This window comes from Streptomyces sp. NBC_00620 (assembly GCF_026341825.1).
Classification (GTDB): Bacteria; Actinomycetota; Actinomycetes; order Streptomycetales; family Streptomycetaceae; genus Streptomyces.
Genome location: NZ_JAPENY010000001.1, coordinates 1,221,448 through 1,243,492, shown reverse-complemented (window position 1 = coordinate 1,243,492; position 22,045 = coordinate 1,221,448). Strand labels below are relative to the sequence as shown.

The 22,045-nt window shown below is 69.7% G+C and carries 21 protein-coding genes and 5 pseudogenes; 10 read left to right on the top strand and 16 right to left on the bottom strand.

All coding sequences use genetic code 11. The features are described from left to right. Positions 1-46: 46 nt before the first annotated feature. The 8 genes and pseudogenes from OG246_RS05720 to OG246_RS05685 all read right to left on the bottom strand — a co-directional run bounded on the left by OG246_RS05720 (position 47) and on the right by OG246_RS05685 (position 6,667). Positions 47-388 carry a hypothetical protein gene (locus OG246_RS05720; protein WP_266456748.1) on the bottom strand — a complete coding sequence of 114 codons (342 nt, stop codon included), beginning with the start codon at positions 386-388 and terminating at the stop codon, positions 47-49. 25 nt (positions 389-413) lie between these two features. After that, a pseudogene (locus OG246_RS05715) lies at positions 414-779 on the bottom strand (hypothetical protein). Positions 780-867: 88 nt separating this feature from the next. Then, positions 868-1,298 (bottom strand): annotated as a pseudogene (locus OG246_RS05710) (transcriptional regulator); the annotation flags it as partial. Positions 1,299-1,308: 10 nt separating this feature from the next. Continuing rightward, positions 1,309-1,980, bottom strand: coding sequence for a nucleotidyl transferase AbiEii/AbiGii toxin family protein (locus OG246_RS05705; protein ID WP_266456745.1), 672 nt, complete (start codon positions 1,978-1,980; stop codon positions 1,309-1,311). After that, positions 1,977-2,324, bottom strand: a complete 348-nt coding sequence (locus tag OG246_RS05700; RefSeq protein WP_266456742.1) for a transcriptional regulator — start codon at positions 2,322-2,324, stop codon at positions 1,977-1,979. Before OG246_RS05700 ends, OG246_RS05705 begins: the two co-directional genes overlap by 4 nt. Before the next feature lie 163 nt (positions 2,325-2,487). Next, positions 2,488-4,014, bottom strand: coding sequence for an ATP-binding protein (locus OG246_RS05695; protein WP_266456737.1), 1,527 nt, complete (start codon positions 4,012-4,014; stop codon positions 2,488-2,490). Beyond that, the gene (locus tag OG246_RS05690; RefSeq protein ID WP_266456734.1) at positions 4,011-4,796 is read right to left on the bottom strand and encodes a response regulator transcription factor; all 786 of its coding nucleotides are present in this window, start codon (positions 4,794-4,796) and stop codon (positions 4,011-4,013) included. Before OG246_RS05690 ends, OG246_RS05695 begins: the two co-directional genes overlap by 4 nt. Before the next feature lie 299 nt (positions 4,797-5,095). Then, a complete protein-coding gene (locus OG246_RS05685) occupies positions 5,096-6,667 on the bottom strand; it encodes a PucR family transcriptional regulator ligand-binding domain-containing protein (RefSeq protein ID WP_266456731.1) in 1,572 nt (523 codons plus the stop codon). Between the two features lie 297 nt (positions 6,668-6,964). Between OG246_RS05685 and OG246_RS05680 the strand changes: the two genes are divergently transcribed. From OG246_RS05680 to OG246_RS05665, 4 genes are all read left to right on the top strand, one after another. Then, on the top strand, positions 6,965-8,371 hold the full coding sequence (locus OG246_RS05680; protein ID WP_266456728.1) for a cytosine permease: 1,407 nt from the start codon (positions 6,965-6,967) through the stop codon (positions 8,369-8,371). A gap of 34 nt (positions 8,372-8,405) precedes the next feature. After that, positions 8,406-8,888: a nucleoside deaminase gene (locus tag OG246_RS05675; protein WP_266456726.1), complete on the top strand. Its 483-nt coding sequence runs from the start codon at positions 8,406-8,408 to the stop codon at positions 8,886-8,888. A 20-nt stretch (positions 8,889-8,908) separates the two neighbouring features. After that, a complete protein-coding gene (locus OG246_RS05670) occupies positions 8,909-10,258 on the top strand; it encodes an amidohydrolase (protein WP_266456723.1) in 1,350 nt (449 codons plus the stop codon). Between the two features lie 73 nt (positions 10,259-10,331). Beyond that, entirely contained in the window at positions 10,332-11,102 is a 771-nt protein-coding gene (locus OG246_RS05665; RefSeq protein ID WP_266456720.1) for an aminoglycoside phosphotransferase family protein, read from the top strand. A gap of 16 nt (positions 11,103-11,118) precedes the next feature. Here the strand turns inward: OG246_RS05665 and OG246_RS05660 are convergent, their stop codons facing one another. Together OG246_RS05660 and OG246_RS05655 are read right to left on the bottom strand one after the other, a co-directional pair. Next, on the bottom strand, positions 11,119-11,307 hold the full coding sequence (locus OG246_RS05660; RefSeq protein WP_266456714.1) for a DUF397 domain-containing protein: 189 nt from the start codon (positions 11,305-11,307) through the stop codon (positions 11,119-11,121). 11 nt (positions 11,308-11,318) lie between these two features. Beyond that, positions 11,319-12,164, bottom strand: a complete 846-nt coding sequence (locus OG246_RS05655) for a helix-turn-helix transcriptional regulator (RefSeq protein ID WP_266456712.1) — start codon at positions 12,162-12,164, stop codon at positions 11,319-11,321. 286 nt (positions 12,165-12,450) lie between these two features. Between OG246_RS05655 and OG246_RS05650 the strand changes: the two genes are divergently transcribed. Beyond that, positions 12,451-12,849, top strand: a complete 399-nt coding sequence (locus OG246_RS05650) for an ATP-binding protein (protein WP_266456710.1) — start codon at positions 12,451-12,453, stop codon at positions 12,847-12,849. A 108-nt stretch (positions 12,850-12,957) separates the two neighbouring features. Here the strand turns inward: OG246_RS05650 and OG246_RS05645 are convergent. After that, positions 12,958-13,077 (bottom strand): annotated as a pseudogene (locus tag OG246_RS05645) (MerR family DNA-binding transcriptional regulator); the annotation flags it as partial. A gap of 158 nt (positions 13,078-13,235) precedes the next feature. After that, a complete protein-coding gene (locus OG246_RS05640) occupies positions 13,236-14,720 on the bottom strand; it encodes an APC family permease (RefSeq protein ID WP_266456708.1) in 1,485 nt (494 codons plus the stop codon). A 207-nt stretch (positions 14,721-14,927) separates the two neighbouring features. On the opposite strand from OG246_RS05640, the gene OG246_RS05635 reads away from it, so the two are divergent. Then, positions 14,928-15,287 carry a hypothetical protein gene (locus OG246_RS05635; RefSeq protein ID WP_266464376.1) on the top strand — a complete coding sequence of 120 codons (360 nt, stop codon included), beginning with the start codon at positions 14,928-14,930 and terminating at the stop codon, positions 15,285-15,287. Between the two features lie 488 nt (positions 15,288-15,775). Here the strand turns inward: OG246_RS05635 and OG246_RS42740 are convergent. After that, positions 15,776-16,054 (bottom strand): annotated as a pseudogene (locus OG246_RS42740) (transposase); the annotation flags it as partial. 172 nt (positions 16,055-16,226) lie between these two features. Then, complete coding sequence (locus OG246_RS05625) at positions 16,227-17,060, bottom strand: aminoglycoside phosphotransferase family protein (RefSeq protein WP_266456705.1); 834 nt, start codon at positions 17,058-17,060, stop codon at positions 16,227-16,229. Between the two features lie 156 nt (positions 17,061-17,216). Here OG246_RS05625 and OG246_RS05620 point away from each other — a divergent pair, with 156 nt between their 5' ends. From OG246_RS05620 to OG246_RS05605, 4 genes are all read left to right on the top strand, one after another. Further along, on the top strand, positions 17,217-17,765 hold the full coding sequence (locus OG246_RS05620; protein WP_266456703.1) for a hypothetical protein: 549 nt from the start codon (positions 17,217-17,219) through the stop codon (positions 17,763-17,765). 64 nt (positions 17,766-17,829) lie between these two features. Next, positions 17,830-18,165 (top strand): helix-turn-helix transcriptional regulator, encoded by a 336-nt coding sequence (locus OG246_RS05615; RefSeq protein ID WP_266456696.1) that lies wholly within the window; start codon positions 17,830-17,832, stop codon positions 18,163-18,165. Continuing rightward, positions 18,165-18,884: a cation transporter gene (locus OG246_RS05610; RefSeq protein ID WP_266456690.1), complete on the top strand. Its 720-nt coding sequence runs from the start codon at positions 18,165-18,167 to the stop codon at positions 18,882-18,884. The genes OG246_RS05615 and OG246_RS05610 overlap by 1 nt, the downstream gene beginning before the upstream one ends. A gap of 173 nt (positions 18,885-19,057) precedes the next feature. Then, a complete protein-coding gene (locus OG246_RS05605) occupies positions 19,058-20,878 on the top strand; it encodes an APC family permease (RefSeq protein WP_266456680.1) in 1,821 nt (606 codons plus the stop codon). 113 nt (positions 20,879-20,991) lie between these two features. On the opposite strand, the pseudogene OG246_RS05600 reads toward OG246_RS05605, so the two are convergent. Then, positions 20,992-21,240 (bottom strand): annotated as a pseudogene (locus tag OG246_RS05600) (leucine zipper domain-containing protein); the annotation flags it as partial. Continuing rightward, on the bottom strand, positions 21,240-22,037 hold the full coding sequence (locus OG246_RS05595) for an alpha/beta fold hydrolase (RefSeq protein WP_266456677.1): 798 nt from the start codon (positions 22,035-22,037) through the stop codon (positions 21,240-21,242). The pseudogene OG246_RS05600 and the gene OG246_RS05595, both read right to left, overlap by 1 nt. Positions 22,038-22,045: the final 8 nt, after the last annotated feature.

Genomic DNA, 22,045 nt, shown 5'->3' with positions numbered 1-22,045 from the left:
GCGGCAGAATCCGCGGTGCGGAGGGTGCCGTGTCCTCTGCCTGCGACTAACGGCTCACGTGTGGACGAACGGCCGGCGTGATTCGGGCTCCTGCTGATTCGCCCGCTGTACGACAGCGGTGGACTTCGATGGCGTACGCGTTGGCGTTGGGAGCTGGGTCACAGGCGGCGTGGTGGACTCGCCAGCGGGCCGGGTCCGGATATGACATGAGACTTTCCGCGGAGTAGCTCTGGACGCCGGGCGCGAGCTTTTCGGCTTCGAGCTGCTCCCAGGCGCGCTCGTTCACCGTGGCTTCGTTGACCTCCGTCATGTCGATCCAGAGGGTGCCTTCGCCGTCGGCGACGGGTCTCTTGCACGCGTCACAGATGGCGAGAAGCTCGTGCGTCACGGTGTGGCCTCCGGCGGATGAGCGGCTACATCGAACCGTCTTCGATGGCCTCGAAGATGTCGGCGTCGGTCTCCTTCTGCCAGCCGGGCAGGTTGGGCCAGGTGGCGACATAGCCGGGCTGTGGGTCCTCGAAGTGCCGGTACATCTGGGCGGTCCAACAGGTGGCGACGAAGTGGCTCTTCTGTTCGCGGGTGAGGTGGGAGGCGTGCCGGTCGCTGAGGTCGAGGAACTGTCGTACCTGGTCGTGGACGGCGCCGGCGGCCTGCTGCTCCTACTCGGGGGTCTCTTCTCAGAGGGTGAGGTAGCCGGGCTTGGGCTAGCCAGGGAAGTGCTTGCGCACACCGGTGATCCAAGCCTCGCGGAACAGTCGTGCGCCCTCGATCTGCGACATGCCTTCCCTTCGCGTCACGTCGTGCACATTCGTCGATCTCGGCGCTCAGTTCAACCACATGGGCATCGCGGGCGAGAGGGCCGAAGCCGGTTCGTAGTCCATGGAGTTTACGGGCGACGTAGCCAGAGGAGGTTGTTCGGGCGAGTTGCAGCGCTTCCCGGCCGTAGGCAAGTACCTGGTCCGGGTCATGGCGCCGATAGATGCGAGATCGGTCAGGACTGCGCCGCGTCGCCGCAAGGACTGTCCGGAAGTTGGGACGTCCTGGCCGAGAGCGGTAGGGAGTACTTTCTCGGCGATGTCCAGGCGGCCGAGTTGCAGGTAGCGGGCGCCAGGCCCCTCAGCGAGGCGGGAGCCGTCAAAGCACAGCCAGCCGCTGTTTTGGGCTCGGCCGCTCAAGTCCGTCACCGTTTCCGCTTCATCGAGGGCGCGCTCGCACGCGGAGAGGTTCCCGAGGCCGGCGTATACCTCGGCCTGAATGGAGGCGACCCAGTGGCGGGCGGACGGGGAGCTATCCCCGCGTCGGGGGTGTTTATTCGTCGTTCGGGTCGGCCAATTCCAGGAGCCGTTCGGCGATGTCGTCAGCCCACTCCTGAGCCCACTGGCGTAGCCCGGCGATTGCTCCGTCGTCGAGGCCGTAGGCGGCGAACTCGGTGTCGTCGATCCAGTCCGCGCCGGCCAAGCGGGCCTGGAGGTCGGTGAGGTCGAAGGTGTCGCGGGCGTGGCGGCGGCCGAGTTCTTCGAGTCCGGGGTGGCTCCAGCGGTCTGTGGCGGCGCGGACGTCGATGAGGTCGCGGGCGAGGCCGCGGTCGGCCAAGGCGCGGACCTTGGTGCCGACGACGTCTTCGAGTGAGAGGACCAGGCCGTATTCGGTCTGCACGGGTGGACGCCAGAGCGCTTCCTTGAGGACGTCTACTTCGCATTCCTCGCCGCTGGCCGGGTCCGTGACGATCAGCCGTGCGGAGAGCGGGTCCGTCTCCAACGCCCGTACCTGCCAGCCCCGTTGCTCCAGACCCGCGCGCAGGGTGGCGGCGATCGTCTCCATTGCCTCCGGGTTCTCCGTGGCGACGTCGAGATCCTGGCTGAGACGGTCGACCAGACCGTGGGCCTGGACGGCGTAGCCGCCTGTGAGCGCGAGTGGGTAGGGGGTGCCTACGGCCAGTACGTCGGTGAGCAGACGGCGGTGCAGGTCGGTCAGTTTCACGCAACAGCCTGGGTGCGCGGAGCCAGTTCCGTGAAGGCGTTTTCCCAGACACCGCGGAGATCTCGACTGATCAGCGTGCGCAGCGTGGGCCACATGCTGATGAGCAGGTCCTGGTTGAGGTACTGGACCAGGTCGTCGTGGAGACCCTCGGCCAGGACGATGCGGTAGTAGCTCATGCGCAGGCGTGGCTGATCGAGGTCGAATTCGGTCAGTCCGGACCAGGCCAGGTGCAGCGGCAGGCTCACGGTCCCGTGGGCGGGACCGGCGAGCGTCGCGAGCTCGCCGGGCAGCCGTCGGGTGAACTTGGCTCGGCGGAGTTCGGAGATGGAGGGCGGTGAGGCCATGTGCCGATTATTGCCCGAAAGCGTCAGGTGCGGATGGGATCAGCAGGCTTTCGTCTTGCTCGCTCACCATGGTGTCCCCTGCTCTTATCTCGCTCGTCACGGTGCCCCGGGTCTTATGAGGCAGCTCTCTCGGCTTCGTCCTTACGGAGGGGGCGCAACCCCATCACGCCCGCCCCGACCCCGGCAGCACCAGCCGGAACGTGCAGCCCTCCCCGGGCGCGGTGTCCAGCTCGAGCCGGCCCCCGTGGCCCTGGGCGATGGCCGCGGCGATGGCGAGGCCGAGGCCGCTGCCGCCCTGGTCGTGGGCTCGGGAGCGGGAGCGGTCGACGCGGTAGAAGCGTTCGAAGACGCGTTGGGCGTCTTCGGGGGCGAGGCCCGGGCCGGCGTCGGCGACTTCCAGGATGCCGACGGGGGTGCCGAGGGGGAGCGGAGGGGACGCGCTGGTGCGGCCCCGGCGGTCCGCGCCGCCGGTGTCCGGGGCGACCCGGGCGGTTCCGACTCGGACGTGCACGGGGGTACCTGGGGGAGTGTGGGTGCGTGCGTTGGAGAGGAGGTTCTCGACGACCTGGCGGAGTCGGTGCGGGTCGCCGAGGGCCTCTACCAGTTCCAGTTCCTCCTCGTCCTTCGAGTCCCGCAGCGGTCCCAGGTCGATCAGCCGCCCGGAGTCCCCCAGCGCCGCCGCGCTCACCGCGTCGGCCGCCAGGGACAGCAGGTCGACGGATTCACGCCCGTGCGAGGGCCCGTACGACGGCTCCTGGTCGAGCTTGGCGAGGAGCTGGAGGTCGTCGACGAGGAGGCCCATGCGTTCGGCGTTCTGGGCGATGAGCCGGTTCGCCTCGCGGCGGCCCGCGGGGGACTGCTGTTCGTGGCGGAGCGCGAGCTCGGCGAAGCCCTGGATCGCGGTGAGCGGCGTGCGCAGTTCGTGACCGGCGTCGGCGACGAAGCGCCGCAGCCGGGCCTCGGAGGTCTCGCGCTCGCGCAGGGCGCCCTGGAGCCGTTCGAGCATGGTGTTGAGGACCCGCCCGAGCCGTCCGGTCTCGGTGCGGGTGTCGGTGTGGGGCAGCCGCAGGTCGAGGTCGCCGTCGGTGATGTCCTGGGCGGTGCGTTCCATGCGGGTGAGGGGGAGCAGCCCGAGGCGTACGACCCAGCGGCCGAGGAGTACGACGCCGGTGACGGTGAGGGCGAGCAGCGCGCCGTCCACGTAGAGGATCTTGGAGGTGGCGCCGTCGATGGTGGCCAGGGGCAGCGCGACGACCGCCTTCATGTCGTCGGGGCCTTCGCGCAGGACGACCCGCCAGCGCCCGCCGCCCGTGTCGGCGGACACCGTGGCGAGCTGCCCCACGGACAGGCCGAGGCCGTCGACGGTGGACGCCAGCTCGGGCTTGGTCGGCTGGTGGTAGTCGCCGAGCGAGGCGCTGAGGAGGCGGCCGTCGGAGTCGTAGAAGAAGACCCGGAAGTCGGAGGGCAGCGCCCCGGGGGTGGTGAACCTGTCCGGGAACCCCTCGTCGCTCACCGCGTCCTGGTACGCCTTCCTGGGCGTGCTGAAGTGGGCGAGCTGCTCGTCGAGCCCGTCCATCAGCCAGGAACGCATCACGACGAAGCCGACGACCTCGGCGGCCAGCACCGCGGTGGTGGCGAGGACGGCGAGCCCGAGGACGAGCCTGCCCCGCAGGGAGACGGGCCGTTTCACCGCTCGGCGGCGTCGGACACGGGGGCCTGCGGGGCCTGGTCGCGCTCGTGCTCGCGCGGCAGCCGCAGCGAGTAGCCGATCCCGCGCACGGTGTGGATCAGCGGCGGCTCGACGCAGTCGATCTTCTTGCGCAGGTACTTCACGTACGTCTCGACGATGCGTACGTCCCCGGCGAAGTCGTACCCCCACACGTGCTGCACGATCTGCGCCCTGGTCAGCACCCGGTTGGCGTTCGCCATCAGGTAGGCGAGCAGATGGAACTCGGTCGGCGACAGCGGCACGTACCGCTCCGCGCGGTGCACCTCGTACGCCCGCTCGTCGAGCCGCAGGTCGGCGAAGAGCAGGATGCTCTCGTCGTCCTCGTCCGCCTCGCCGGACGGTGTTTCCTCCGCGCCGGTGCGGCGCAGGATCGCCTGGATCCGCAGCAGTACCTCGTCGAGGCTGAAGGGCTTGGTGACGTAGTCGTCGCCGCCGGCCCGCAGCCCGTCGATACGGTCGGACAGGTCGGTGCGCGCGGTCAGGAAGAGTACGGGGGTGTTCTTGCCGCCCGCCCGCATCGCCCGGGTCACCTCGAAGCCGTCCAGGTCGGGCAGCATCACGTCGAGCAGCACCAGATCGGGGCCGAACCTCTCGATCTCCAGGAGCGCGGCACCGCCGGACATCACGCTGCTCACCTCGTAGCCGCTGAGCCTCAGCGTGGACTCCAGCAGGGCACGGATGCTCGGCTCGTCCTCGACGACAAGGAGCCTGTGGGGGGTGTGGGGCTCGGTGTGCTCGGCCATGGCGCCGACTCTCCACCCTCTTCATGAGCGTTTGATGGGGGAAGCCTGTTGGTTGGCTGAGAGTGGCCCATGTGGAGGCCCCGGCCGCGTGAGCCCCGTATATGCGGAGGCCCCGGACTCCTCCACTGAGGGAGTCCGGGGGCCGCCCCGTGTCTGACTGAGACCCGGCTCCTGATGAGACCTGGCTCCACGAGGTGCTCCGCAGGTTAGGTGCGGTATGTGGGAGATCCCGGGATGTGTGCTGGGAGGTCCTTGTGTAACCGGCCCGTGCAACCGGCCTGCGTAACCGGCCCGATCGCTCACGTGATGCTGAGCGCCAGGCAGAAGTCCACCCGGTCGCGCAGGGTGGCCAGGCTGTGGCCGGTGAGCTGTTCGACCCGTTGGAGCCGGTATCGCAGGGTGTTGACGTGCACGTGGAGCTGCTCGGCGCAGCGGTGCCAGGAGCCCGAGGCGTCGAGGAAGGCCGCCAGGGTGCCCACGAGGTCGCTGCCGTGCTCGGCGTCGTACCGCTCCACAACCCCGATGAGCCGCTCGCGGTAGAGCCTGCGTACGTCCTCGGGGACAGAGGCGAGCAGCAGCAGGTACGAGGACAGGTCGTCGCCCGTCGCCGTGCGGACGGTGCCCGTGCCCAGACAGGCGATGCGGTGGGCGTGCCGCGCCTCGTCGAGGGAGCGGCGCAGCCCGGCCGCCCCGGTGGCGGGTCCGCCGGTGCCGAGGGCGGCCCAGCCGGGGGCGAGGAGCGGGGTCAGGCGGGTGGCGGCCTTTTCGAGGTGCTCTTCGAGTTGGTCACCCGGGTGGTCTTCGAGGTGGTCGTCAAGGCGGGTCGAGACGGCGTCCGGCACCAGCATCACGTAACCGTCGTCCTCGGCGACCGGCGTGGAGCAGCCGGGTATCTGGTCGAAGACGTCCTCCAGGACGACCGCCGCGAGCTCGGCGCCGTACGGGCTGCCGGTCGTGGTGACGTAGACGCAGGTCAGCGGGGTGTCCGGGTCGAGGCCGAGGCTGCGCAGGCGCCCCTCGGCCGCCTCGGCCCGCCCCTCCCGTACGAGGGTGAGGGACTCGCGCAGGAATCGTTCCTCGATGCGGCGGCGTTCCTGGCGGGCCACCCGGTCCATGGCGAGGAGCGCGCACACCTCGGTGGCGGCGTCCGCGACGCCCGGCGCCCAGTCGCGGAAGTCGCCGGCGGCGGCGAGGTAGGCGGCGGGCGGGCGCCTGGCGACCGGCGACTGCACCGGGAAGAAGGTCAAGTGGCCGCCGCCGGGCACCGGTTGTACGGAGGGGAAGGCGCCCGCGGCGAGCGCCTCGCGGTGCGCCCGGTCCAGGTGGTGGCCGGTCACTTCGGGTACGCCGCCCGCGGTGGCGCGACCGGTCGCGGACAGCACCGCGCACCACACGCCGGTGGCCCGCGCGAAGACCTCGACGAGACCCTCGGGCCCGGCCCCGGACGCCATGCTCGCGACCAGGCCGCGGTGCAGGTCCGCGCCCGGTGAGCGGCGGGCCGGTCCGGCGAGCGCGGCGAGGACGGTCTCGGTCAGTGCCGCGTACGACACGTCGTCGCCGACCGTGAAGAGGGCGAGCCCGTGCCGCTCACAGGCCTGCGCGAGCGCGTCCGGCAAGGTGCCGATGCCCGCGGTCCCGGCGACCAGCGCGGCGGCGCCCGCACCCGCGAGCGCGGCGACGAACGTGTCGGCGTCGCGCGGCTCGCGGTACCAGGTGGTGGAGGTGAGGACGAGTTCCCCGCCGTCGAGGTAGCGGCCCGGGTCGGGGAGGTCGGTCGTGTAGACGCCGCGGATGCGCGGGGTGCGGGGGGTGCCGGGCACGACGGGGACGAGGCCGAGGCGGGGGATGGCGAGGAGTTCGGTCAGCAGCATCGGTGGTCGTCCTCCCTGCTGCCGAGGCGGGCCGAGGCGCTTGCACGCCCTTGCCGGTCTCTTCGACGCATCGGCGCTTGTTACGGGCGTGCACACCGGCGGGCACGGGGTTTGGAGAACAGTACAGGCGGAGGGGGCCAGGGACGCCTGTCGTCTGTAGGGCGGTGCAGGTCCGCGCGGGCCGCGCGACGAGTTCACTGATGGCCACCCGCCCGAACCGCATGCTCCGCTCCCTCGCACCCTGGACGCTCCCGCGCCTCGTCCGGTGCGCTCCCGTCGTCCCATGAGGAGACCGTCGTGCAAACCGAAACCCTGGCCGGCGCCGAGAAGTCCTTCGGCGCCGAGAAGCCCTTCGGTGTCGAGCGAGCCGGAGCCGAACCGGTACCGCCCGACCACCGCCACGGCCGCCCCTGGTCCCTGTTCACGCTCTGGTTCGGCGCGAACGTGCAGTTCGCGACGCTCAGCGTCGGCGCCCTGTCGACGTCCGTCTTCGGCCTCGACCTGCTCCCGGCCGTCCTCGCCATCACCCTCGGCACGCTGTTGAGCTCGGCGCTCGTGGGCCTGTTCTCGACCCGGGGCCCGCTCACCGGAGTACTCCAACTCATCCAGTCCCGGGGCCCGTTCGGCCGCCTCGGCAATCTGCCGTCCGCCGCGTTCACCGTCGTCAACGGCGTCGGCTGGTGCGTGGTCGACACCCTGCTCGGCATCTTCATCCTGCGCGACCTGACGGGGATGGGCTTCGCCCCGGCCCTGCTGCTCATGGCGGCGGCCCAGCTGGCGATCGCGGTCATCGGCTACCGGATGATCCACTACGTGGAGCGCGCCCTCGCCGTCCTCCTGGTCGTCGTCTTCGCGGTGGTGTCGGTGTACGGCTTCGGCGACGCGCACGCCGCCGCCCCGGTCGAGCCCTTCGACGGGACCACCGCCGCGTTCCTGCTCGTCGTCGCGGTCACCGCGGCCCGCGTCATCGGCTGGTCCGCGTACGCCTCCGACTACAGCCGCTATCTGCCGGCCACCTCCGCGCCGAAGAGGGTCTTCCTCGCGGCGGGCGGCGGCAGTGCGGTCGCCGGCGTGTGGATCGGCGCCCTGGGCGCGGCGATCGGCACGGCGGGCGCGCTCGACAACCCCAGCTCGATGGTGAGCGGCCTGCTGCCGGACGCCCTCGGCACCGTCGTACTCCTGTCTCTCCTCCTGTCCACGCTCGCCTCGACCGTCATCGACCTGTACTCGGGCGCGATGGCCGCGCTGGTCGCCGGGTTCACGATCCCGCGCTGGGTGTCGGTCCTGGTGGTCGGCGGGCTCGGCACGGCGATCTCCTGGTACGCCGGACACGGGGACTTCGCCCAGCAGTTGCAGGACTTCATGCTGATGACCGGCTACTGGCTGGCGCCTTGGGCGGCGGTGATCGTGGTGGCGTACTGGGGACGGCAGCGGGGGACGTACGACATCTCGCGGCTGTACGACACCGGGCACCGCCTCGGCTGGGGGCTGCCGTCGGTCCTGCTCGCCCTGCTCGTCGAGATCCCGTTCATGAACCAGTCCTTCTACACCGGGCCGCTCGCCGAGGCGCATCCCGCGCTCGGTCCGCTGGGGCTGTTCGTCGGGTTCGTGGTGGCGGGGGCGGCGTACGGGGGGTTGTCGGCGTGGCGGCCGGTGAGGGTCGTTGACGCGCCGGAAACCCGGATACCTGTGACCGCTGAATAACCCATTTCTGTAAGCCAGTTGAGGAGTCAGCCCTGTGAACGACATCCCCACCGCCGCCGACGAGAAGTTCCTTCTCACGGCGATCGAACTCGCCGCCCGCGCCCGCCGGGACGGCAACCATCCCTTCGGTTCCCTGCTCGTCCTCGACGGCTCGGCGGTGCTGGAGGCGGGCAACACGGTGGTGACGGAGCGGGACGCGACCGGGCACGCCGAGACCAATCTCGTACGCCTGGCGACCCGGACGTACACGAGTCCGGAGCTGGCCCGCGCCACCCTCTACACCAGCACCGAACCCTGCGCGATGTGCGCGGGCGCCGTGTACTGGAGCGGGATCGGGCGGGTCGTCTACGCCCTGGGTGAGGACGAACTCCTCGCCCTCACCGGCGCGAACGACGAGAACCCGACGATGGCGCTGCCGTGTCGGGAGGTGTTCGCGGCGGGGCAGCGGCGGATCGAGGTGGTCGGGCCCTGCCTGCGGGAGCGGGCCGAAGCCGTGCATGCCGCTTTCTGGAACTGATCCTGCGAGGAGACACCCGAATGACCCGCACCCGTACGTTGATCCGCAACGGCATCGTCATCCCCTGCGAGGGCCGCAAGACGGTGTACGACCCCGGTTCGGTCCTCGTCGAGGACGGCAGGATCGCCGCCGTGGGAACGGTGGCGGAGCTGGACGCGGCCGCCGCCGACGCGCAGGTCGTGGACGCCACCGGGCACGCAGTGATCCCCGGCCTGCACAACACCCACCTCCACTCGGGCCTGTTGCGCGGCACGGCCGAGTCCAAGTCCCTGTGGGACTGGCTGCGCGATTACGTCGACCCGGCCCACAAGGCGCTCACCCCCGAGATCGCGGAAGCCGCATCCCTCCTCTGCTACACGGAGTCGCTGCGCGCGGGCACGACGTCGGTGATGGACATGTGGCGCCACATGGAGGGTTCGGCACACGCGGCGGAGCGGGTGGGCATCCGCGCGACGCTCGTCCCGTACGTGGCCGACCTCCCGGGCTACGACTACTTCGAGACCCTGGAAACGAACCGCCGGCTGCTTGAGCACTACCGCACGTACGCGAACGACCGAGTCCGCTCCTGGGTCGGCCTGGAACACCTCTTCTACTGCAGCCCGGAGGCGTTCAAGGCCGCTGCGGCACTCGCGGACGAGTTCGACACGGGGCTGCACACCCACTCCTCCGAGACCGTCTGGGAAGTGGAGGAATCCCTGCGGCAGTTCGGGCGTCGCCCGATCGAGGAGTTCTACAACCGGGGGATCCTCGGCCCCCGCACGGTCGTGGCCCACTGCGTCTGGCTCGACGACCGTGAGATCGAACTCCTCGCCGGGACGGGTACGAGCGTCGCCCACTGCCCCTGCTCCAACATGAAGCTCTCCTCGGGTCCGGCCCGCGTCATCGACATGCGCCGCAAGGGCATCGCGGTCGGCCTCGGCAGCGACGGCGAGAAGGAGAACAACAACCTGGACCTGCTGGAGGAGATGAAGTTCGCGTCGCTGTTGCAGAAGGTCTCCACGCTGGACCCGACGACGGGTGACCCGTGGGACATCCTGACGATGGCGACGCTGGAGGGCGCACGAGCCCTGGGCCTGGACGGCGAGACAGGCTCCCTGGAACCGGGCAAGAAGGCCGACATCGTCACCGTCGACCTCCGCAAGCTCCACACCACCCCACTCCTCCACGGCGAGGACTTCAACGCGGTGGCCCACCTGGTGTTCTCGGCGGGCTCGGCGGACGTCGACCATGTGTGGGTGGACGGACGCCAACTGGTCGCGGGGGGAACGGTGTTGAGCGTCGACACCGAACAGGTACGGCTGCGCGCGCAGACAGCGGCCGAGGAACTCTTCCGGCGCAGGGCGGCTCTTGTGCCCCCGTCCCGCCCCTGAGTCAATGGCTGGCGTGCGTCGCTGCCGGTGATCGACGTACCGCGTGTCCGGGCGGCTGGGTAGCGTGACGCGCGTGCCGAATGAGGAAGTGATGCAGGACGGGGCCCATCGCCGGGTGGTGCGGATCGGTGACACCGTCCGCAGGCCCGTGCAGCCGTGGACACCCACCGTCCACGCGCTGCTGCGACACCTGGAGGAGGTCGGATTCGCCTACGCACCCCGACCGCTGGGGATCGACGAGGAGGGCCGGGAAGTCCTCACCTATTTCGAGGGTGACTCCGGGGCGTCGGGCTGGGCCAAGGTCGTCGAAGACCAGGGCCTGGCCAACTTCGCCCGGCTGCTGCGCGATTACCACGACGCCTGCGAGGGCTTCTCGCCTCCACCGGACGCGACATGGTCCACGGGCACGGGCGGCCCCGGCCACGAAGAGGTCGTCTGCCATGGGGACTTCGGCCCCTGGAACGTGGTCTGGCAGGGCAACCGCCCGGTGGGAATCATCGACTGGGACTTCGCCCGACCGGCGCCTCCCCTGCACGACGTGGCCTACGCACTGGAGTACGTCGCCCCGTTCCGCGACGACGCCGAGTGCCTGCGCTGGCTGCGGTACCCGGCGCCGCCCGACCGCCGCCTCCGGCTGGAGCGCTTCTGCCGCGCGTACGGTCTCGACTCGACCGAGGGGATCGTCGACGCCGTCATCGCCCGACAGCGGGAGAACGCCGCGCTCGTACGGCAGTTGGCCGAGCGGGGGCACGAGCCCCAGGCCAGCTGGGCCGCCGACGGGCTCCTGGGCGAACTCGACGCCCGGATCGACTGGAGCGAGGCGCACCGGCACCTGGTCGAGTAGGCGGCGTCTGCGAGGTTCAGGACCTCAGGGTGGTGAGGAGGGCGCGGAGGGCGGTGGGGGTGGGGGTGAGGATGGTGGTGGGGTGGTCGCTTTCTCGGAGGTGGAGGGTGGTGGGGGTGGAGGCGGCTATCTCCACGCAATCTTCCTCATCGCCGCCTCCGGAGAACGACGACTTCTGCCAGTAGAGGATGGGGGACAGGGACATGCGGGGGCCTTTCACAGTTCCTGGCTGACACGGCGGATGAGGTCGAGAGAAGCGTCCTGCGGAAGGGCAGCGCTTTCGATGCGTTCGAGGCGGGCTCGGTAGCGGCTCAGTTGTGCAGGCGCGTCGATGAACTCGGCGCCATGCGTGGTGTCGAGCTGCACTGTGTCCAATTGAGGGACGACTCCGCCGATGTACTGCATAGAGTGCCCGGCGCCCGCGAAACCGTCAGCGGTGAATGGGATCACACGAAGGGTGACGAACTCTCTCTCAGATGCCGCGAGGAGGTGTTCGAGCTGGGCGCGGGCAACCTTGGGGCCGCCAACGCGCATGCGTAGCGCGGCTTCGTGGATGATCGCGTCGTAGGGCTTCCCGGAGTCGAGTACAACCTGGCGCCGGACACGGAACGAGACGCGGGTCTCTCGGTCACTCTCCAGAAGCTCCGGCACCGCGAAGAGCGACGACGCCCGCACGTGATCCTCGGTTTGTAGAACACCCGGGATGTGCACTGACTGGAACGTGCGGATGTACGAGCAGTGGTGCTCCAGCTCAGCAAGGTCGAGGGCCTTGGGACCCATCAGGCCGCGGAACTCCTCCCACCACCCTTTGTCCCGCTCGTTTGCCATCTCGACCAGGGCGTTTACGAGTTGGATGTCGTCGCAGGCGTAGATCTCGGCGAGTCTGCGAACCCGCGCCTCGCTGACGCCGTTCTTCCCGGCCTCGATATTGCTGATCTGAGCCTGGCTGGCGCCCAGGAACTCGGCGGCGTCACGTGACACCACACCTGCGGCCTCCCGCAACTTGCGCAGCTCCGCACCGAGACGCCCCTGACGTGCGGTGGGGATGATTCTCGGCGGCATGGCGTCCTCCTCGTGATCACGCCCGAGTCTGCCGTGTCGTCAGCTCAACCACCACGGAGTTCAGGGCAATTCCGCCGACGCGGTTGCGGAGTTGAAAGTATCACCGCTAACGTCGTCTCGTACTCACGGAGAGTGTCGGAGACGTCACTCATCCGCAACTCTCCCCTGCGTACTGCCAGTTGGAAGTGCCACCACGGGCCGTCGACACCCGAGGCGAGGCCACTAGCGCGGCAGGGAACCGACCACCCCTCGTGCCCCCTCACCGCAACGGAGTTGACGGAACCCCATGCCCGAATACGCCCTCTTCTGCCCGCCCTCGGACACGTCCCCGCACGTTGCCCGCGACTTCGTCGCCTCGGTCCTCCGCGCCTTAAGACTCGACGCCCTCGTGGACGCGGCAACCCTCTGCACGTCCGAACTCGTCACGAACGCCTGTGTGCACGCGAAGGACGGCGGCTCGGCCCTGTGGCTGTCGGTGAAGCCCGCACGGGTACGCGTCACGGTGTTCGACGGGAACGAGAACCTGCCGGTGATAAGGGAGTTGACCCCCGACGGCTGGGAACTGGGCGGCCGGGGCCTGCACCTGGTGGACGCCCTCACGGACGGCTGCTGGGGCACCGCCCCCGCCTCCCCGCAGGGCAAGGCGGTGTGGTTCGACCTGTCGGCGGCCGGCCCAGGGGCTTGAAGGCGGTTCGGCCCCGTCGCTCAGCCGATGAGCGCCTCGGTGATCTGACGTGTGGTCTGCGCGGCGATCCGGGTGCCGTGAGTGTTCCGCCTCGTGAATCACTTAGGTGTAGGGGTGTCCGTTGGCACCGATCCGGGCCGGCGGCAGCAGGCCGGTGTCGTCATAGTGGCGCAGTGTCCGGGCGGTCACGCCCGGCATCCGGGCCACTTCAGAGATCGGCCAGTCCATCACGACTCCCGCACGTGTGTATCGCCGGGCCGGTCGCTCCGGCCCTGGTCACGACCGTAGAAGCTGCCGCAATGGCAACTTCAACCCCGAAACCCGTATTCCTCGCAGTCGAACAGAAACAGCCCACATCCCGTGCGGGACAGATTAGTTTCGGAAGATCAATGTTTGAAGGCGCTCACGTCTCCGGGCTCGGTGTCCAGCGCCTCGCGGTCGAATTTCAGCATGAAGAGGAAGTACAGCCCGCCCGCGGCGAGCAGGCCGACCACGATCACCACGGAGACGAGCGCTTCCCGGGGTGCCACCAGGACGAACAGCGCTACGAGCGTCCACGCCAGCGCGCAGATCGCGACGGGAAGCTCGAAGCGCCCGAGGTCGAATGCGCCCTTCTTGCGATCCAGTCCTTTGCGCACCGCCAGGTAGAGGACGACCGTCGAGCCGTAGGTGAGCGCGGGGAGGATCGTCGACGCCGTGATCAGCTCCAGGAGTGCGGCACCCGGCAGGGCGACCATCAGGACGACCCCCAGGGTGAAGATCAGGACAGTCGCCGGGATCGGCGTCTGTGTGCGTGGGTTGACCCGTCGCATCAGCCGGTGGGCAGGGAAGCGTGAGTCCCGCGACATCGCGAAAATCATCCGCGAGCAAGCGACCATCACGACCATCCCGGCGCCGAAGAATGCGAAGGTGATCGCAACCAGCAGCACCTTCTCCATCACCGGACCGAGCTGATCGCGCATGATGGCCGCGACCGGTGAGCCGTTGGCGGTGACCTTGGGGATGTCATCGATCGCGACGGTGAGTGCGATCAGGAACAGCATGCCCAGCAGTCCGGCCGCCACGACCGACCCCACGATCGCCCGCGGCACGCTGCGATGGGGGTCCTTGGCCTCCTCGGCCAGGTTCGCCGCGGCGTCGAAGCCGACGAGCGTCGCGAGGCCCATGATCATCGCGAGCATCAACCCGCCGCCGACGGCGAAGTAGTCGGGGGCGTTCTCGGTGACACCGCGCGAGACGAGATTGTCGGCCGCGCCGTCACCCGTGACCACCACGGCGATGGTGAGCGCGATCGCCACCACCACGACAAGCGCCAGTTCGATCCCGACCGCGCCCGTGTTGATCAGGCTGACGAGGCGTGTCGAGGCCACTGCGAGCAGGGCCTGGACGAGCAGCACCACGACCGTGATCAGGCGCGCGGTGCCCTCGTCCGGCCCGATGCCGGCGAGCGGCATGAACGCCTGGCTCGCCAGCGCATTGTCGACCGCCACCACGCCGATCGCCAGGTAACAGAAGGCCAGCCAGCCGAACCCCCAGCCGATCCTCGGGTTGGTCAGCCGTGACGCCCATTGGTAGGAGGAGCCGCTGAGCGGGATACGGGCGGCGAGTTGCGCGACCACCAGCGCCACCAGGAACTGCCCCACCGCCGCGATGACCCAGAGCCAGATCCCGACCGGGCCCGCAGTCTGCAGTACGTCGTCGTAGGTCGCGAAGATGCCAACGGCCACCGAGATGAACGCGAACGAGATCGCGAACACCTGAAAGGAGCCGAGCGTCCGTTTCAGCTCCTGCTGGTAGCCCCCGAGCTCCACGGAAGTCTCTACCCGTTCGCCCGCCTGACTTTCCGTCGGACCTTCCGCCACCTCAGCCACCACACCTTCCGTCGGAGCCGTCCGACCATGCCCCTGCACGTTTCACAGCCAGTGCCCCATCTTCACCATCCGTGTCACGTCTTCTTCCTGTGCGACACGTCAGGGGATTCCATTCCATCGAGGCTTCGCTCACGCACTCACCGAATGGGCCTGACCGACACGTGCAGGTTCATCACGATCATTGGCACTCCCGAACGGAGAATCGTCATGCGGTCCGCACGTCGCCTGCTCACTGGTCTGGCGGCCACCGCCGCCTTCGGGGCACTGCTCGCAGGCCCCTCGTACGCGGCAGCCGCGCCTGCTGCCCAGACCGCCCCCGCAAACGACGCGGTCAGCTGGTCGTGCAGCTCCATTACGCGTCAGTACATGACCTTCGAGGACGGCACTCCCGTGCACGCCGAGCCTGCGGGCAGCTCCAAGACCATCGCCTGGCTGTCTACGACGGCTACCGGACCGACTGACCGGCCGCCACAGCACGTGCGCGACCGGCACGACGCGATGCCCGCCCATCTGCGCACCCACCGAGCGGACCGCGCGGGGGACGGTCCGGGGCGGGCCACCGGCTAGGAAGAACCGCGCCGTGCGCACGGCGTCGGTGCCAGCCGACCTGTTCGCCGCGGCGACGATGCGCGGTGTGACCAGCCGCAGCTGGGTGGCGTAGGCGGGCGAGTCCAGGCGCAGGTTCAGATGCCGGGTCGCCGGGTGAAAGGCGCTGGCGGCGACGTGGTGGGGCGACGGCGGCCGCGATGCCCGGCCACCCGGTCCAGCACCGTTCCGCCGGCGGCCGGGAGCTCCCAGGCCCGCTCGTTCACTAGCACGCCGAGCGCGGACCGAGCCCAGCGGCTCCCGCCCGCCGTGCCGTACCGAGGACGACGTCGTGCGCGGCTTCGCCTTCGCCGTACGGACGCCGCCGTTCTTCCTCGCCGCTTCCAGCGCGGCCCGGGCCAGGTCAACGCCCGACACCTCACCGCCGCACATGACTGCTCCCAAGTGGTGTAGCCGAGGGGCCGGTGCCCCAGACGGGACAGGCGGGTCAACTGCTTAACGAACGCCCTGGGCAGGTCGTGCTCAGTAGGCTTGGACTTCGCGATCTTCTTGATCTCGCGGCGCTCGGGCAGCGTGAACGTCCTGGGCCGGCCGCCCTTGTATTTCGGGTAGAGGGAGTCGAAGCCGTCGGTGTTGAAGTTGTGGATCACATCGCGGACCCGGTCGTCGCTGGTGAACGACACCTCGGCGATCTTTGCCACGGGCATGCCCTGCGCGGACAGCAGGACCATCTGGGCCCGCCGCCAGGTCACCACCGACCCGGTGCCCCTGCGGATGATCCGAAGCAGGCGCCTGCCCTCGTCATCATCCTGCCGTCGTGGGCCGGGTCATGTGAGCTTCGTAGACCTCGCAGGCTCTACCTGACGTGACACCAGGTGCGTGATGTTCTGTGAAGGTCGGCAGCACCACTACAACCCCTCCGTTACAGAACGTCACAGATCACCGGTTCTGACACAGCTTCTAAGAGGTGTAGGCGTTCAGGCCGGTGGCCAGGGCCCAGCCGCGGCCCCGGGTCCAGGTGGCGTCGTCCACGTCGAGGGCGGTGCGGAAGGCGGCCCGGGTGTCGGCCGACATCAGGGTGAAGGCGATGATCAGGTCGCGGGCCGGGTCGCCGAGGCCGAGTTCGCCGAAGTCGATGACCGCGCTGAGGCGGCCGTCGGTGGTCAGCAGGTTGCCGGTGTGGAAGTCGCCGTGGAACCAGACCGGAGGGCGGTCCCAACCGGGGGCGCCGAGGGCCGCGGCCCACAGTTCGGTCATGGCCGCCGCGTCGAACGCGTCGCCGACGTCCGCGATGGCGGCCTGCGTAGCCCGGTCCCGGTCGGCCAGCGATCCGGCGGTGAGGTCCGCGCGGGTGCCCTCCGCCGGGAGGTCCTCGGGTGCGAAGCGCTGAAGGGCGGTCAGGAACTCCGCCAGTTCGACGGCGGCGACGGACGATTCGGCCAGTACCTCGACGGTCGCCACCTCGCCCTCCAGCCATCGGGACACCGCCCACGGCCACGGATAGCCGAAGCCGGGCTCACCCACGCCCACCGGCACCGGGACAGCCAGCGGCAGATGCGGGGCGAGCCGGGGCAGCCACTCGGACTCCTTCCGGGCCTGCCCGATGGCCCCGGAGTGGCGGGGCAGCCGGACCGACAACTCCGGGCCCAGCCGGTGGATCACATGGTCCGAGCCGGCCGGGTCGACCAACTCCAGCGGCAGTTCGGCCCATTGCGGGAACTGCGCATCGACCAGACGCCTGACCAGGGCGCCGTCGATCGAGGGACGGGTGTCCGCGGTTCTCCCGGTCGTCAACAGCAGCTCCTGCGGTCGGTCCGCTCCGGTGCGGCGGACAGCCGGGGCCATCACAGTGCGTCGGGGGCCCGCCTGTCGACCGGGTTTTCGCCCCGTGGACCTGCGTAGGGCATGGTGCGATGCTGATGCGCCTGGCGGAACAGTTGGGGGCTGTCGATGAGCGCGCAGGACGTGGTGACTGTTTCCGTGGCGGTGCTGGTCCCCGTGGTGACCGCGGCCGCCGGTGTGGTGAGCCTGCGGGCGCAGGACCGGCGGGTGCGCCGATCGCGAGCGGGCCGCCGCCGGCTGGCCTTCGAGGACGCGACTCGGCAGGTGGCCTTCGCGGCCGAGTGGTGGAAGGCGAAGCAACTGGTCGCCGCGACTCCGGAAGCACTCCAAGGCCCGACCGCAGTGGCGAACGACTGGCTGGACGAGGCGTCCGCGCGGGTGACCGCGGCGGAGCAGGCGGACATCGACGAGGAAACCCGTGTCTCGGTCAGCAGACTGCTGCTGCTCTACCGATTCCACCGCTGGTCCGCGAAGGCCATCCGGATCGGCTTCTACGCGGCCCTGGCCTTCATGGCCACCGTGATCACAGTCGTCCTGAACGACGCCGAGTCCCGCGAGGCCGTCGGGTTCAACGTACGGGCGCTGACCTCCTCCGCGATGCTCGCGCTGTTCCTGCGCTTCTGGGCCGTCTCGGCGGATACCCCGGACCAGCGCTGAGGCCGCCGGATCCCTCACTGATTCACCTATCTTTGAATTCAGGAGATCCTGTACTCTCAAGTTCATGCTGACCCTGGCCACCGACCTCGACGCCCTCACCCGCTTCGGCCGCGCCCTGGCCGACCCCATCCGCTGCCGCATCCTGCTCATGCTGCGGGAGGCGCCGGCACATCCGGCCGACATGGCTGAGGAGTTGGGGATCTCGCGGACCCGGTTGTCGAACCATCTCGCCTGTCTACGCGACTGCGGTCTGGTCGTCGCCGTCCCGGTCGGGCGGCGTACGCGGTACGAGCTGGCGGATCCGCGGCTCGGACACGCGCTGGACGACCTGCGGAACGCCGTGGTGGCCGTCGAGACCGACCGCAACTGCCCCGACGCCGACGAGAAGGGCTGCTGCTGATGGTCTCCATATCCCTGGGGCCTTCGCCGGTCCGCCGGGACGCGCTGGCCCGGCGGATACGGCTCCTGGTCGCCGCGACGATCGCGTACAACGTCGTCGAGGCGGTCGTGGCGATCACCGCGGGGAAGCTCGCCTCCTCCAGCGCGCTCATCGGGTTCGGGCTCGACTCCGTCATCGAGGTGTCGTCCGCCGCGGCCGTCGCCTGGCAGTTCTCCGCGCGGGAGCACGCGGTTCGGGAGGCCCGGGAGAGGGTGACGCTGCGGATCATCGCCGGGTCGTTCTTCGTGCTTGCCGCGTACGTCGCTGTCGACGCCGTACGCGGTCTGGTGGGGGGTGGGGAAGCGGAGCCCTCCGTGCCAGGGATCGTGCTGGCGGCGCTGTCACTGCTGGTCATGCCGTTCCTGTCGGCGGCGCAGCGGCGTGCCGGGCGTGAACTCGGGTCGGCCTCGGCGGTGGCCGATTCCAAGCAGACCCTGCTGTGCACCTACCTGTCGGGGGTGCTGCTGGTCGGTCTCGTCGTCAACGCCACGCTCGGCTGGTCGTGGGCCGACCCGGTCGCCGCTCTCGTGATCGCGGCCGTCGCGGTCAAGGAGGGGCGGGACGCCTGGCGCGGGGAGGGGTGCTGCGCTCCGGCGTCACCTGCCGTGCCGCCGACGCCCGTTGAAGCCGGGGCGCCGGACGCCTGCGGCTGCAAGCCCGGCTGCGATTGCTGCGCCTGACCCCGCGCCTCTCCCGAGATCCCCCGATCCCCCGATCCCTCGATCCCCCGATCTCCAGAAGGACTGTTTGCCGAAGGGCACCCGCCCGTGGCGCGTCCTTGACCCCTCGCGGTGCCCCGGGCCGGTCACACTGACCTCGAACCGCCCCCAGTCCCCGGCACCGCGAGGTCCCCATGGCATACGGTCTGGCCCGCCGCCAACTGAAGCCGAGAGTTCCATTGCGGCACGGGGAGGGCGACCGGTCCCATCTGACCAGCCTCGAAGGGCTTGCCGCGCTGTCGCTGGACGCGCTGAGTTCGGTGGCGTACGGACCCGAGGCGATCGTGCTGGTGCTGATCGTGGCCGGCACCGGGGCGCTGACCGCGACGCTGCCGGTGACGCTGGTCATCGCCGCGCTGCTCGCGGTGCTCGTGGTGTCGTACGGGCAGGTGATCGCCGTACATCCGGACGGCGGTGGTGCGTATGCGGTGGCCAAGAAGGATCTCGGGCCCCGGATCAGCCTGCTCGCGGCGGCCAGTCTCGTCGTCGACTACGTGCTGACCGTGACCGTCAGCCTGGCCGCCGGTGCCGCCAGTCTCGCGTCCGCCTTCCCCTCCCTCACCCCGTATCTGCTCGAGATCTGTCTGATCGGGCTGGCCCTCCTCACGATCACGAACCTGCGGGGCGTCGCCGAGAGCGCGCGGGTGCTGATGCTGCCCACCGTGTTGTTCGTCGTGAGCATCTTCGGCATCGTCGTGCTCGGTCTGCTGCGCGGCCACCCGCTCGCGACCGTCGGGACCGCCCAACCCGTGCACGCCACCGAGGCGTTGGGAGTGGTACTGCTCCTGAAGGCGTTCTCCTCCGGCTGCTCCGCGCTGACCGGAGTGGAGGCCATCGCCAACGGCGTACCCGCGTTCCGCGAACCGCGCGTCAAGCGGGCCCAGCGCACCGAGTTGATGCTCGGCGGGCTCCTCGGGCTGATGCTGATCGGCCTTGCCGTGCTCATCCAGCGCGACGACGTGGTCCCGCGCGGCGGCGTCACCGTGCTCGCTCAGCTCACCGCGGGCTCGTACGGGACGGGATGGGCGTACTACGCGACCAATCTCATCGTCACGGCGGTCCTGCTCTTTGCCGCCAACACCAGTTTCGGCGGCCTGCCCGTGCTGATGAGCCTGCTCGCCAAGGACCACCGGCTGCCGCACCTGTTCGCGCTGCGCACCGAACGCCCCGTGTACCGCTGGGGAGTTGTGGCCCTCGCCCTGCTCGCCGCGCTGTTGCTGATCGCCGTGAACGCCGACACCCACCGCATGCTCCCCCTCTTCGCGATCGGTGTCTTCATCGGCTTCACCATCAGCCAGACCGGGCTGGTGCGGCACTGGGCGAAGGAGCGGCCGCCCGGCTGGCTGCGGCGCGCGGTGCTCAACGGATTCGGCGCGGTGCTGACGAGTGTGGCGTGCGTGGTGCTGCTGGCCTCCAAGTTCCTCGAGGGCGCCTGGGTGGTCGTCCTCGCGATTCCGCTGCTGATGCTGCTCTTCGCCCGCATCCAGCGCTACTACGCCGAAGTCGCCCGGGAGTTGGGGCTCGGCGAGATCCCGCCCCCGGTCCGCGTCACCGCCGACTCCCTCGTCATCGTGCCGGTCGGCGAGGTCAGCAAACTCACGCAGTACGCGCTGACGGCCGCCCGCGCCCTCGGCTCGGCGGAGGTCGTCGCGGTCGCCGTACACGGAAACCAGGCAAGGGCCCAGGCCCTCAAGGCGAGTTGGGCCAGCTGGAATCCCGGCGTACGGCTGGACATCGTCGACAGCCCGCGACGCTCCCTCGTCGAGCCCATCGTCGACTACGTCCAGCGGGCGGCGGCGGGCGGACGACAGATCGCCGTCCTCATCCCCGAGGTGGAACCCCTCCACCGCCGCTACCAGATCCTCCAGAACCAGCGCGGCCTGCTGCTCGCGGCCGCGCTGAGGGCTCGTACCGATGTCGTGGTGTGCGTGGTGCCGTACCGGCTGAGCATCTAGCCGACCGCGGGTGCTAGATGTACGAGGCCATGACGTCGACCGCGGAGTGTAGGTACACGGACCCTCCACGACCGGTCTTCTTCTTGTTCCGGCTGACTGCCCGGGAGTGGTCGCTGTCGGCGCATCTGCTCGATCCGCTCCACTACCTCGCCCGGTGTGGCGGTGGGTCGGCGGTGGGGTGTGGAGGACCGGTCGTGCAGGCCGAGCTCGCCATGACGGCGGTACCGGTTGACCCCCTTGGAGGCGCATGCCCTGGAGATGCCCATCTCCGCGGCAACGTGGGCGATCGGACGTGACTGGCATCGCTCGACGAGTCGCCTGCGGCCCTCAACGGAGAGCGGTGCGTTGGCGTGGGTGCCCATCAGGTCGCGGCGAGGTTGTTGAGCAGGTGGCCCAGCTCTGCCGGCGCCAGAATGTGGGCCAGGTGGCCCTGGCCAGGGAGTTCGTGGACTTCGGCGTGCGCGACGTGCTGCCGCACGTGATCGAACGACGTTCCGTAGGGGGCTGTTCCGCGATTGCGCTGGCCGATGATCAGGTCCACTTGATCTGCCTGTCGCGCCATCACATCCGGAGGCGGCGCCGCGTTGAGCGCGCCGAGTTCGGCGTACAGCGGTTCGCTCAAGCGACGCAGTATCGCCCAACTGTGGGGATCGGCCCGAAGGTCGTCGACATGTGCTGCGGAGAAGCCGGAGATCTGCCGATTGACGATCTCGACGCAGCGATCCCAGTCCGCCGTCTCCGCTGCGCTCTTCAGGTCCGGCACTGCATGGCGTCCGAATGGCTGCATCACCGGCTCATAGGCGATCACATGAGGAATCGGGCGATCGTTGGCGGCCAGCAAGGTGATCAAGCCGCCGTAGCTCCAACCGAAGAGCGTCCGCGCGCTGTCGAACTCGTCAAGGACCACGCCGAGGTCCTCGACCTCTGTCCGCAGCGAGTAGGAATTGGTCAAGGGCCCCGAGGGAGTGCGTCCCCGACGGTTTACGACTACCACTGAGGGCCAGGCCGCGATGGCGCCCACGACCCGGCGCCACGTGTGCGCGTCGCTCATGACGCCCGGGACGACGACGAGGCCCGGAGCATCCCGCTCCCCGTACACATCGACCGTCACCCAACTGTCCCCGCCGACCGGCAGCCTCTTCTGAATCGTTCGCTCCATAAATCTAT

Excerpts from the sequence above, each read along its gene's own strand:
- OG246_RS05595 (WP_266456677.1), bottom strand. The coding sequence starts at position 22,037 with ATGGAGCGAACGATTCAGAAGAGGCTGCCGGTCGGCGGGGACAGTTGG.
- OG246_RS05685 (WP_266456731.1), bottom strand. The coding sequence starts at position 6,667 with ATGCTGCTGACCGAACTCCTCGCCATCCCCCGCCTCGGCCTCGTCCCC.
- OG246_RS05660 (WP_266456714.1), bottom strand. The coding sequence starts at position 11,307 with ATGTCCCTGTCCCCCATCCTCTACTGGCAGAAGTCGTCGTTCTCCGGA.
- OG246_RS05635 (WP_266464376.1), top strand. The coding sequence starts at position 14,928 with ATGCGGTCCGCACGTCGCCTGCTCACTGGTCTGGCGGCCACCGCCGCC.
- OG246_RS05615 (WP_266456696.1), top strand. The coding sequence starts at position 17,830 with ATGCTGACCCTGGCCACCGACCTCGACGCCCTCACCCGCTTCGGCCGC.
- OG246_RS05655 (WP_266456712.1), bottom strand. The coding sequence starts at position 12,164 with ATGCCGCCGAGAATCATCCCCACCGCACGTCAGGGGCGTCTCGGTGCG.
- OG246_RS05700 (WP_266456742.1), bottom strand. The coding sequence starts at position 2,324 with ATGGCCTCACCGCCCTCCATCTCCGAACTCCGCCGAGCCAAGTTCACC.
- OG246_RS05605 (WP_266456680.1), top strand. The coding sequence starts at position 19,058 with ATGGCATACGGTCTGGCCCGCCGCCAACTGAAGCCGAGAGTTCCATTG.
- OG246_RS05670 (WP_266456723.1), top strand. The coding sequence starts at position 8,909 with ATGACCCGCACCCGTACGTTGATCCGCAACGGCATCGTCATCCCCTGC.
- OG246_RS05690 (WP_266456734.1), bottom strand. The coding sequence starts at position 4,796 with ATGGCCGAGCACACCGAGCCCCACACCCCCCACAGGCTCCTTGTCGTC.
- OG246_RS05650 (WP_266456710.1), top strand. The coding sequence starts at position 12,451 with ATGCCCGAATACGCCCTCTTCTGCCCGCCCTCGGACACGTCCCCGCAC.
- OG246_RS05620 (WP_266456703.1), top strand. The coding sequence starts at position 17,217 with ATGAGCGCGCAGGACGTGGTGACTGTTTCCGTGGCGGTGCTGGTCCCC.
- OG246_RS05610 (WP_266456690.1), top strand. The coding sequence starts at position 18,165 with ATGGTCTCCATATCCCTGGGGCCTTCGCCGGTCCGCCGGGACGCGCTG.